General features: G+C 63.4%; 7 protein-coding genes. 4 read left to right on the top strand and 3 right to left on the bottom strand.

Translation table 11 applies throughout. The annotated features are described in order from the left end of the window. The first annotated feature begins 43 nt into the window (after positions 1 to 43). Complete coding sequence (gap, locus tag CSQ92_RS21465; RefSeq protein WP_010395244.1) at positions 44 to 1,054, top strand: type I glyceraldehyde-3-phosphate dehydrogenase; 1,011 nt, start codon at positions 44 to 46, stop codon at positions 1,052 to 1,054. A 59-nt stretch (positions 1,055 to 1,113) separates the two neighbouring features. On the opposite strand, the gene CSQ92_RS21460 is transcribed toward gap, so the two are convergent. The 3 genes from CSQ92_RS21460 to glnE all read right to left on the bottom strand — a co-directional run bounded on the left by CSQ92_RS21460 (position 1,114) and on the right by glnE (position 4,984). Then, positions 1,114 to 1,302 (bottom strand): hypothetical protein, encoded by a 189-nt coding sequence (locus CSQ92_RS21460; RefSeq protein ID WP_070260030.1) that lies wholly within the window; start codon positions 1,300 to 1,302, stop codon positions 1,114 to 1,116. A 138-nt stretch (positions 1,303 to 1,440) separates the two neighbouring features. Beyond that, a complete protein-coding gene (locus tag CSQ92_RS21455) occupies positions 1,441 to 2,217 on the bottom strand; it encodes a YoaK family protein (RefSeq protein WP_070280971.1) in 777 nt (258 codons plus the stop codon). 13 nt (positions 2,218 to 2,230) lie between these two features. Further along, positions 2,231 to 4,984, bottom strand: a complete 2,754-nt coding sequence (gene glnE / locus CSQ92_RS21450; protein ID WP_373606059.1) for a bifunctional [glutamate--ammonia ligase]-adenylyl-L-tyrosine phosphorylase/[glutamate--ammonia-ligase] adenylyltransferase — start codon at positions 4,982 to 4,984, stop codon at positions 2,231 to 2,233. Between the two features lie 235 nt (positions 4,985 to 5,219). Between glnE and CSQ92_RS21445 the strand changes: the two genes are divergently transcribed. From CSQ92_RS21445 to tldD, 3 genes are read left to right on the top strand one after another with little or no spacing between them, the layout of a single operon-like run. Next, positions 5,220 to 9,404: a YhdP family protein gene (locus tag CSQ92_RS21445; RefSeq protein ID WP_180277081.1), complete on the top strand. Its 4,185-nt coding sequence runs from the start codon at positions 5,220 to 5,222 to the stop codon at positions 9,402 to 9,404. A gap of 30 nt (positions 9,405 to 9,434) precedes the next feature. Then, positions 9,435 to 10,235 (top strand): carbon-nitrogen hydrolase family protein, encoded by an 801-nt coding sequence (locus CSQ92_RS21440; protein ID WP_034782501.1) that lies wholly within the window; start codon positions 9,435 to 9,437, stop codon positions 10,233 to 10,235. A 21-nt stretch (positions 10,236 to 10,256) separates the two neighbouring features. Further along, positions 10,257 to 11,717 carry a metalloprotease TldD gene (gene tldD, locus CSQ92_RS21435; protein ID WP_099395321.1) on the top strand — a complete coding sequence of 487 codons (1,461 nt, stop codon included), beginning with the start codon at positions 10,257 to 10,259 and terminating at the stop codon, positions 11,715 to 11,717. The last annotated feature ends 73 nt before the right edge of the window (positions 11,718 to 11,790 follow it).

Here is an 11,790-nt window from a genome sequence, read left to right as displayed (position 1 = left end):
CCAGGGGCGTGCATGTACCTTCTTTTTTAATCAGGAGCAGAGTATGACGATCAAAGTTGCAATCAATGGCTACGGCCGCATCGGCCGTAATGTGTTGCGCGCTTTCTACGAAGGCGGCAAGAAACAGGATATCCAGATCGTTGCCATCAACGACCTGGGCGATGCCAAATCGAACGCCCACCTGACCCGCTATGACACCGCGCACGGCAAGTTCCCGGGCACGGTCACCGTCGAAGGCGACAACATGATCGTCAATGGCGATCCGATCCGCGTATTCGCACAGCGCAATCCGGCTGAAATCCCATGGGGCGAGCTGGGCGTGGACGTCGTGCTGGAATGCACGGGCTTCTTCACCACCAAAGAGAAAGCTTCGGCTCACTTGAAGGGCGGCGCGAAAAAAGTCATCATTTCGGCACCAGGCGGCAAGGATGTCGACGCAACCGTCGTGTTCGGCGTCAACCACTCGGTACTGAAATCGACCGACACCGTCATCTCGAACGCTTCGTGCACCACCAACTGCCTGGCACCGCTGGTCAAGCCGCTCAACGACGCCATCGGCATCGAAACGGGCCTGATGACCACCGTGCACGCCTACACCAACGACCAGGTGCTGTCCGACGTGATGCATGAAGACCTGCGCCGCGCCCGTTCGGCCACCATGAGCATGATCCCGACCAAGACGGGCGCCGCTGCCGCCGTGGGCCTGGTATTGCCTGAGCTGAATGGCAAGCTGGACGGCTTCGCCATCCGCGTGCCGACCATCAACGTGTCGCTGGTCGACCTGTCCTTCATCGCCAAGCGCGACACCACCGTGGAAGAAGTCAACGCGTTGATGAAGGCCGCTTCGGAAGGCGCCCTGGAAGGCATCCTGACGTACCAGACCGAACCGCTGGTCTCGATCGACTTCAACCACAACCCGGCTTCGTCGAACTTCGATTCGACCCTGACCAAAGTGTCGGGCCGCCTGGTGAAAGTATCGTCGTGGTACGACAACGAGTGGGGTTTCTCGAACCGCATGCTCGACACCACCGTCGCACTGATGTCGGCCAAGTAATCTTTTGACCGCATAAGCAAAAACGCCCTTCGGGGCGTTTTTTTTCGTCTGTTGCCAGCTTATTCCTTGGGTTCGCACTGGTTGCGCCACTGCTCGCACGACGCCTCGACGCCCTGGTAGCACATGTTGAGGATGTAGTCGCAGTTTTCCGACGGAATCCACGCGCGCACGGCGGCCGTGCTGGAGAACGAAGCTGCGGCGCCGACGGCGATGGCAAAGATAAACAGGGCTTTTTTAATGGAAATCATTTTTCTCGCTTTCACAATTGGACAACGGTAGGGTGTCAAATCAAAAGGCCGCCACGGCAGGCATGGTGAACCGGCCAGACGCAGAAAAATATTAGCATTAAAATCAGTAATTTATTGCTATAAAGAAAAATATTCCTGCTAACGCCAGGCGTGCAGGCGGCGCCGGTAAAAGCGCCATAGCAGGCGCAAGTCACGCAGCACCGGCACGCCGGAGAGCAGGGTCAGCACACCGGCGAGCAGGATAGTGGCGGCGGGAAAACCGATGTGCTTGAAGGCCAGGGCGCCGCTGACGCCGCCGATGAAGAAGCAGGCGATCAGCAGGCTGTGCGTTCTCAGCTTGCCGCGGTTGACCTTCACCATCCGGTCCGGCAGGTGGCGCCGGTTGTAATACGCCATCTTGCCCAGTTCGATGCCGATATCGGTGGACAGGCCCGTCACGTGCGTGGTGCGGATGACGGCGCCCGAAATCTTGGTGATGATGGCGTTTTGCAATCCCATCACAAAGCACAGCAGCAAGATGGTGACGGGGCCCAGCACGTCGGGCATGGCGGCCAGATAATTGCCCGTCAAGCCGAACAGCAACAGCAAGGCTGCTTCCAGCAGCAGGCTGGCGGCAAACTGGCTGTGCAGCCGGCGCCGCTTGCCCCAGTTCACCATGATGGCCGTGACGGCCGCACCGCTGACAAAGGCCAGCCATGCGCCCAGCGCTGCCAGGGCCACGGTGATATTGCCCAGCGCCAGGTCATCGGCCATGCCCGAGACGATGCCCGTCATGTGCGAGGTATAGCCGCCGATGGCGAGAAAACCGCCCGCATTCACGGCGCCCGCCACCAGCGCCAGCACGCAGCCCAGCTGCAGGTTGGCTTGCGTATCGCGCGCCGAGCCGCTCAGGCGCGACAGGTAATGGAGCGGCATGCCCGGGCCGGCCTCAGGCTGCGGCGCCGAAGATGGCTTGCCACAGGCGCACGACGTTATCCGCATGCACGCGCACGCGCTCCGGTTCCACGCGGGCCAGGTCCTGCCCCTGCAGGCGCAACTGGTGCTGCAGCTTGCGCAGCGCGCGGTAGGCGTCGGCGACCAGGGCGGCCAGCTGGGCGTCGATCAGTCCCAGTTCGCCGCACAGGCGCAGCAGGGCGATATTGCCCGAGTTGGCCGTCAGTTGCGGATACTGCGCCGCATGCTGAAGCACCAGGTACTGCACCATGAACTCGATGTCGATCATGCCGCCCGGATCCTGCTTCAAGTCAAAGCTGCCAGGGCGGGGCGGATGCGCATCCAGCATCTTCTTGCGCATGGCCACCACTTCGCCCTTGAGCGGGCCGTTTTCCGGGCGCTCCTTGCGCAAGATCGTGTCGCGGATGCGCTCAAAATGCTTGCCGATGGTGGTATCTCCGGCGCAAAAGCGCGCGCGCGTGAGCGCCTGGTGTTCCCACACCCAGGCCGCGCTTCCCTGGTAGCGCTCGAATGCCTGCACGCTGGAAACCAGCATGCCCGAGGCGCCATCGGGACGCAGGGCGATGTCGATATCGAACAGAATGCCGGCCGACGTGTGCGAGGTCATCCAGGTAATGAAACGTTGCGCCAGCTTCGCGTACAGGCCGGGCGCTTCCTGGTCGTCGTCGTCGAAGAGGAAAATGACGTCCAGGTCGGACACATAGCCCAGTTCCTTGCCGCCCAGCTTGCCGTACGCGATGACGGCGAATTTCGGCACGTCGCGGTGGCGCGTCGGCAAGGTTTGCCAGACGGCTTGCACGGTGGCGGCGACGATGATGTCGGCCAGCTGCGACAGGTAGTCGGCCAGTTTTTCCACGCTGAGGTCGCCCGCCAGGTCTTGCGCCAGGCACTGGAACAGCTGCGCGTGGTGCATTTCGCGCAGGATATCCATCTGCCGCTCCGTGTCGCCGGGCGCGTCGTCGAGCTGGCGCTGCAGGTCGAGCGCCAGGGCGGCCGGGTCCGGCACCGTGTTGCGGATGCGCTCATCGAGCAACTCGTCGAGCAGGATCGGGTGCTGCGTGAGGAAGGTGGCGGCCCAGCCGCTGGCGCACACCATGCGCACGACGCGCTCGAGCGTATGCGGGTATTCCGTCAGCAGCGACAGATAGGCCGAGCGGCGCGCAATCGCTTCCAGGAAATCGAGCAGCCGGCCCAGGGTGGCCAGCTGGCTGGCATTGCCGTTGGACACGGAGCAATCGGTGATCAGGGGCAGGGCGGAATTGACGAGGGCGACGAGGCGCGTGCGGCTCGCCTCGGGCAACGATTGCAAACGGGGCGCCTGCCACGTGGCCAGCAGGCGGCGCGCGCAGGCGGCGGGCTCATGGAAACCCAGGGCGGCAAAGCGCGCTTCGATGGCTTCCTGCTGGTCGGATGCGGCGCAGTCGTTCGACGTTTGCGGATCGATGCCCGTGTCGGCCGGCGGCGTGCCGCTGCTCTTGTCGCTGAACATCTCGTCAAACTGGCCGGCGACAAATACGCGGTGTGCTTCCAGCTGGGCCAGCAGGGTAGGCGTGTCGGGCAAGCCCATCATCTGCGCCACGGTCAGGCGGTCGGCGTCATTCGCGGGCAGGGTGTGGGTTTGCGCATCGTCCAGGTATTGCAGCCGGTGTTCGAGGTTGCGCAGGAAGGTGTAGGAACCCAGCAACTGTTCCACGATGGCCGGTTCCAGCAAGCCCTTGTCTGCCACCGTGCGCAGGGTGGCGCGCGTGGAACGTTCGCGCAGCTCGGCGTCGCGCCCGCCCCGTATCAATTGAAACACTTGCGCGAGGAATTCGATTTCGCGGATGCCGCCACGGCCCAGCTTGACGTTGTTGCTGCGGTCCGGGTGCAGCCGTTCCTGGCGGTTGACCTCGGCGCGGATCTGGCCGTGCATGGTGCGGATGGCATCGATGACGCCGAAATCGAGGTAGCGGCGGAAGACAAACGGGCGCACGATGGCGTCGAGCGAGGCGATATCCTCGGCCTTGCCCGTTACGGCGCGCGCCTTGACCCAGGCGTAGCGTTCCCATTCGCGCCCTTGCACGATCAGGTACTGTTCCACCATGCTGAGGCTGGCGGCAAGCGGCCCCGAGTTGCCGTTCGGACGCAAGGCCATGTCCACGCGGAAAGTAAATCCGTCTTGCGTGATCTCGGCCAGGGCGGCGATCAGTTTCTTGCCCATGCGAATGAAAAACTCGTGGTTGGACAGGCTGCGCTGGCCCGCCACGGTGACTTGCGTGTCGCCATCTTCCGGGTAGACAAAGATCAGGTCGATATCCGACGAGACATTCAGTTCGCCGCCGCCTTGCTTGCCCATCGCCAATACCATCAAGGCCTGCTCCTCGCCCGACTCCTCGCCGACAGGCATGCCGTGCAGGGCCACCATTTCGGCCATGATGGCGTCCACATGCGTGCGGATGGCGAAATCGGCAAAGCCCGTCATGGCCGTGACGACTTCGTTCAAGTCGGCCTGGCCGCCAAGATCGCGCGCGATCAGGCCGCAGACGAGCAGGTTGCGCAGGCGGCGCATGGCCCGCTCGGGCGGCAGCGGCGGCGTGGCGACATTCGCCTGGGCGGCCAACTCGGCGGCAAAGTCGAGCCCGTCCAGCGGCGCGCGCACCAGTTGCGCCACCTGCGCGGCGCGCTCGGGGGCGGCGTCCAGCCAGCGCTGGTAGAAACGGGAGGCGGAGATCAAAGGCTGTGTGCTCATGGTATCGGTAAGTGTCTCGTGGATGCTGCGTGCATGTTCTTGCTTAACTTGGCTGCGAACGGCGGGGGATGCGGTAAAATTGTGCCGCCGGCCCAATACCGCCGGCAGTGCGTGCTCTTCCGGACGATGGTAAGGGAGGCTTTGCTCAGACGCAAGCGCAAGGATGCAGGCGCGCACCACGAATGCAGACGATTTTTGCCATTATTTGACGCCGGGCCAGTTTATTAGCTTATTGATGCAAAAACCGCCAGAAGCAAGCGTGACAGAACATGTGCCATTGGCCCTGCGCTGGCAGCGGCTGCGTGCCGCCTATCGCATGGCCAACCTGGCCACCCACCATGTGTTGGGTTTTACCATTAAACTGGTATTGCTGGCGTACTTCGCCTTCGCCGTGCTGTTTTTATTCCTGCGCTACGCGATCTTGCCGAATATCGATTACTACAAAGGCGATATCGAGCGGGCGGCCAGCCGCGCGCTGGGCAACCCTGTCAGCATTGCGCGCATTTATGCCTCCTGGCATGGCGTACGCCCGAATCTCTTCCTTGGCGACGTGACCCTGCGCGACCAGGCGGGCCGCCAGGCGTTGAGCCTGCCGAGCATATCGGCTACCGTGTCGTGGTGGAGCGTGCTTGGCTCCGTGCGCTTTACTACCCTGGAAATCACGCGGCCCGACCTGGACGTGCGGCGCAGCAAGGATGGCAAGCTGTACGTAGCCGGGGTATTGATCGACAGCACGCAAGGCAGCGATGGCAAGGGCGCCGACTGGCTGCTGTCGCAGCATGACATCATCATTCGCGACGGCAAGGTGCGCTGGACGGACGAAGCGCGCGGCACACCCGAGCTGGCTTTATCGCAGGTCAATGTGCTGTTGCGCAACCGCTGGCGCAGCCACCGGCTGGGCTTGCAGGCCACGCCGCCCCCTAGCCTGGCCGCGCCCATCGATGTGCGCGCCCACTTCACGCATCCGCCTTTCAGCACGCGCATCTCGGATGTGTCGATGTGGAAGGGGGAACTGTACGCCGACCTGAAAAATGCCGACCTGGCCGCCTGGCGCCGCTATCTCGACTATCCGTTTGAATTGAGCCAGGGCAAGGGCGCCCTGCGCGCCTGGTTGAGCCTGGATCACGCGCGCCTGGCCGGCTTCACGGCCGACGTGGGCTTGACGGATGTGCAGGCGCAGCTGGGCGAACATATCGCGCCGCTCGACTTGCTGTCGGTCAGCGGGCGCATTTCGGCAAAAGAAGAGCTGTCGGCGCAGGTGCCGGACGGCAAGCCTACCTTTGGCGCGAATGGGCACCAGGTCGAGTTGACGAATTTTGCGGTAGAAACCCGCGATGGCCTCAGCCTGCCGCCCACGACCCTGTCCGAACGCTTTGTGGCCGCCACGAAGCGCAAGCCGGCGCGTACGGAAATCACGGCCAAGTCGCTCGATTTGCAGACCCTGGCCGCATTGGCCGACAAGCTGCCGCTGGGTGAACAGCAGCGCCAGCGCCTCGACGCCCTGGCGCCGCGCGGGCGTTTGCAGGATTTTTCTGCGCAATGGGAAGGCGAGATGGCGACGCCGGCCAGCTACCGTTTGCGTGGCAAGCTCATCGATCTGGGCCTGAATGCGCAGCCGGCGCGCCTGGCCGTGGCGAAGACGGCGACCAGTCCTGCGCAGGCGGCCGCACCGGCTATCCCCGGTTTCGATCATTTGACGGGCAGTATCGACGCCAGCGACAAGGGCGGCCAGATCGATATCGATGCACAGGGATTGGTATTGCAACTGGCCTCCTACTTGAGTGAGCCGGCCTTGCCGTTCGAACAATTCGAAATGGAGGCGCGCTGGGCTTTCCAAGCAGACAATATGCTGCAAGTTGACCTGGACAGGCTTGATTTTAATCAACAAGGCATGCGGGTCGCCTTGCATGGTTCGCAGCGTTTGCCGCTCGACGGCAGCAAATTGGGTCAGGTGGATGTGACGGGCACGATCGACAACTTCCAGATCAACACCATCGGCCGCTATCTGCCGCTGCAAACGCCCGAACACCTGCGCCACTGGCTGACGGGCGCATTGGAGGGCGGCGTGGCGCGCGATGTCAGCCTGCGCCTGCGCGGCGAACTCGAACATTTCCCCTTCAAGGCCGACACCCCGGCCCAGCGCAACCGGGGCGACTTCCGCGTGGCCGGCAAGATCGAGAATGGCACGCTGAATTACGCGCCCGGCGAATTTGCGGAAAGCGGCCCCCTGGCCGGCAAGGCACCGCTGTGGCCGCAGGCGGAAAAGATCAAGGGCAGTTTCGTGTTCGAGCGGGCGCGCATGGAAATCCGCGGCGACACGGCCACCACGGGCGGCGTGGCCTTGACGAATGTCAAAGCCGTGATCCCCGACCTGACCGTCTTCGACACCTTGCTCGATATCGAGGGCAATGCGGCCGGCCCGATGCAGGAATTCCTCAAGTACGTGACGGCCAGCCCCGTGCTCGGCTGGATCGAGCATTTCACGGATGAAACGACGGCAACGGGCAATGCCAAGCTGGCCCTCAAATTGCACTTGCCGACAGAGCGCATGCTCGAGTCGACCGTGCAGGGCAGCTTGCAGCTGGCGGGCAACGACGTGGTGCTGTTCCACGACATGCCGCCCGTGCTCGGCACGCAGGGCAAGATCGAATTCAACGAAAAAGGCGTCAACCTGAATGGCTTGAATGGTAGCCTGCTGGGCGGGCCGCTGGCCATTTCGGGCGGCACGCAGCCGGACAGTTCCATCCAGGTGAAACTGGCCGGCAACATGACGATCGACGGCTTGCGCAAGACCTATCCGGCGCCCGTGCTGCAGCGCCTGGCGAAACATTTGAATGGCGGCGCCCGTTACAGCGGCCTGATCACGGCGCGCGACCACCAGGTGGTCGTCAATGTCGAGTCGCCGCTGACGGGCCTGGGTCTGGATTTCCCCGCCCCCCTGAAAAAGCCGGCCGGCGACAGCCTGCCCGTGAAATTCACCCTGACGGGCAATGCGGCCAACGGCGCGGGCTTGCGCACGGACGATATCCGCATCGCGCTGGGTTCCGGCATCGCTGCCCGCTACCAGCGCCAGAAGCAGGGCAAGGATGCCTGGCGCCTGGTGCGCGGCGGCATCGGCGTGAATGTGCCGGCGCCGGAACCGGACAGCGGCATGATGTTCAACGTCAACATGAAAACCCTGGACGTGGACAGCTGGATTGCCGCCGGCAGTGAAATCGCCGGCAGCGGCATGGCCCCCGCCGACAGCGGTGCTGCCGACGATGCGCCCGATATTGCGCAATACGTGGTGCCGGACATGATGGCGGCCCGTGCCAGCGAACTGATGCTGGGCGAGCGCAAGCTGGAAAACGTGGTCGTGGGCGCCACGCATCAAAAGGATGTGTGGCAAGCCAATATTGACGCGAAGCAGGTGTCCGGCTATGTGACGTGGCTGGAAACGCCGTCCGGCCTGGGCAAGATGACGGCGCGCCTGTCGTCGCTGATCATTCCCGAGTCGGCCGCCAATGACGTGAAGAATCTGTTGGAAGGAAAAAGTGGCGCCCAGTCGATCCCTTCGCTCGATATCGTCGCCGAGCAATTTGAACTGTTCAACAAGAAGATCGGCCGGCTGGAATTGCAGGCCTATAACACCATGGCGGCGGGCGGGAGAGAATGGCGCGTAGGCAAGCTGCAGCTGTCGAACCCCGATGGCGCGCTGAGCGGCAATGGCAAATGGGTCATCAAGGATGGGCAAAGCACGACCAGCCTGCGTTTTGGCCTCGATATCGTCGATGCAGGCAAGTTGCTCGACCGCTTCGGCTTTGCCGATACGGTGCGTCGCGGCAAGGGCCGCCTGAGCGGTGACATCGCCTGGAATGGCTTGCCGTATTCGCTCGACATTCCCACCTTGTCGGGGCAGATCGAGATGAACGTGGAATCGGGCCAGTTCCTCAAGCAGGATCCGGGCGCGGCCAAGCTGTTGGGCGTGCTCAGCCTGCAAGCCTTGCCCCGTTTGCTGAAACTCGATTTCCACGACGTGTTTTCCGAAGGCCTGGCCTTCGACGGCATCACGGCCAACGCCAGCATCAAGCGCGGCGTCGTGACCACGGACAACCTCAAGATGCATGGCGTGGCGGCCACCGTGCTGATGGATGGCACGGCCGATATCGCCAATGAAACGACGAATTTGCACGTGGTGGTGATCCCCGAATTTAACCTGGGCACGGGGCCGCTCGTGTACGCGCTGGCCGTCAACCCCGTCATCGGCTTGGGCAGTTTCCTGGCGCAATTGTTCCTGCGCGCTCCCGTGATGAAGGCGCTCACTTACCACATGCAGATCGCCGGCCCGTGGAAATCGCCCGTCGTGACCAAGCTCGATGGTGGTAAATTGGAACCTGTCGCCGTGCCTGCCGCTGCAGCCGTGGAGGCCGTGGCGAAATAGGCGAGGCGTTCGAATGGATAAGAGGTGGCAATGATGCATACAGTCGCAGCAGTACAAATGATTTCCTCGCCCTCCGTGGAAGACAACCTGGCCACGGCGCGCCGGCTGGTGGCGCAGGCCGCCGCCGGTGGCGCGCAGCTGGTGGTGCTGCCCGAATACTGGGCCATCATGGGCAAGCAGGAAACGGACAAGCTGGCCCATGCGGAACAGCCCGGCAGCGGACCGATCCAGGATGGCATGGCGCAGATGGCGCGCCAGCACGGCATCTGGCTGATCGGCGGCACCTTGCCCCTGATTTCCGGTGAGGAGGGCAAGGTACTCAATACGACGCTGGTGTACGACCCGCAAGGCGCGCCGGCCGGGCGCTACGACAAGATCCACCTGTTCGGTTTTACGCGCGGCACCGAGTCGTACAATGAATCGCGCACCATCGTGCCGGGCGCGCAGGTGCGCTCGATCGAGACGCCGTTCGGCCGGGTCGGCCTGTCCATCTGCTATGACCTGCGCTTTCCCGAGCTGTACCGTGCCATGGGCGATTGCGCGCTGATCGTCGTGCCGGCCGCGTTTACCCATACGACGGGCAGCGCCCACTGGGAAGTGCTGCTGCGCGCGCGCGCCATCGAAAACCAGTGCTATGTGCTGGCCTCGGCGCAAGGCGGCTTGCATCCGAACGGCCGCCGCACGTGGGGCCACAGCATGCTGATCGACCCGTGGGGCGAAGTGAAAGCCGTGTTGCCTGAAGGCGAGGGCGTGGTGAGCGGCGAGATCGACCTGGTGTTCCTGGCCGGCGTGCGCGAGTCGCTGCCCGCCCTGGCGCACCGCACCATGTGAATTGAATTGTGAGAAAGAACCATGATCCCATTTGAACCCAATCTGTCCAGCCTGGCCGTGGCGCGCGATATCCTGCTCACGCCGTTCGGCCTGGATGAAGACAAGCTGTTGAAAGCCCTGGGCACGATGTTTACGCACAAGGTCGACTATGCCGACCTGTACTTCCAGTCGACCAAGAGCGAAGGCTGGAGCCTGGAAGAGGGCATCGTCAAGACGGGCAGTTTTTCCATCGACCAGGGTGTGGGCGTGCGTGCCGTGTCTGGCGACAGGACGGCCTTTGCGTACTCCGACGATATTTCCGAGCGGGCCCTGCTGGAAGCGGCGGCGGCCACGCGTACCATCGCGCGCGCAGGTAGCGGCAAAATCAAGATCGCGGGCCAGATGCTTGCGCAGGGCGGCCGTTCCTTGTACCTGCCCAACGATCCGCTCGCCTCGCTGGATGCCACGGCCAAGGTGCAATTGCTGGAACGCGTGGAAAAGATGGCGCGGGCGAAAGATCCCAGAGTGGTGCAAGTGATGGCGGGCCTGGCCGGCGAATACGACGTGGTGCTGGTGCTGCGCAGCGATGGCGTGCTGGCGGCCGACATCCGCCCGCTGGTGCGCGTCTCGCTGACGGTGATCGCGGAACAGAATGGCCGCCGCGAAACGGGCTCGGCCGGCGGCGGCGGGCGTTTCAGCTATGACTATTTCAGCGATGCCGTGCTGGAACAATACGCAACGGACGCCGTCAATTCGGCCCTGGTGAACCTGGAAGCGCGCCCGGCGCCCGCCGGTCCCATGACCATCGTGCTGGGACCGGGCTGGCCCGGCATCTTGTTGCACGAAGCGATCGGCCATGGCCTGGAAGGCGATTTCAACCGCAAGGGTTCGTCCGCGTTTTCGGGCCGCATCGGTGAACGCGTGGCCGCCAAGGGCGTCACCGTGGTCGATGACGGCACCCTGGCGGGCCGGCGCGGCTCGCTGAATATCGATGACGAGGGCAACCCGACGCAGTGCACGACCCTGATCGAGGACGGCATCCTGAAGGGTTACATCCAGGACACCATGAATGCGCGCCTGATGAAGATGCCCGTGACGGGCAATGCGCGCCGCGAATCGTTCGCCCACCTGCCCATGCCGCGCATGACGAATACATATATGCTGGGCGGCGACAAGGACCCGGGCGAGATCCTCGCGTCCGTCAAGAACGGTTTGTACGCCGTCAACTTCGGCGGCGGCCAGGTCGACATCACGAACGGCAAGTTCGTCTTCTCGGCCAGCGAAGCGTACATGATTGAAAACGGCAAGCTCAGCTACCCGGTGAAAGGGGCGACCCTGATCGGCAACGGCCCGGACGTGCTCAACCGCGTTTCCATGATCGGCAACGACATGCGCCTCGATTCGGGCGTGGGCGTGTGCGGCAAGGAGGGGCAAAGCGTGCCCGTGGGCGTGGGGCAGCCAACCTTGCGCCTGGATGGCATCACGGTCGGCGGGACGGCTTAGATCGCCATTTCAGGAACCTACTGCGCAGCCCACTCTTGAGTTTGCGTTGCTCGCTGTACCTGAAGTACAGCTG

The sequence above is a fragment of the Janthinobacterium sp. BJB446 genome, from assembly GCF_002735655.1.
GTDB lineage: Bacteria > Pseudomonadota > Gammaproteobacteria > Burkholderiales > Burkholderiaceae_D > Janthinobacterium > Janthinobacterium lividum.
Note: the sequence above shows the minus strand (reverse complement) of the source record. Positions and strands in the feature narration are given on the sequence as shown.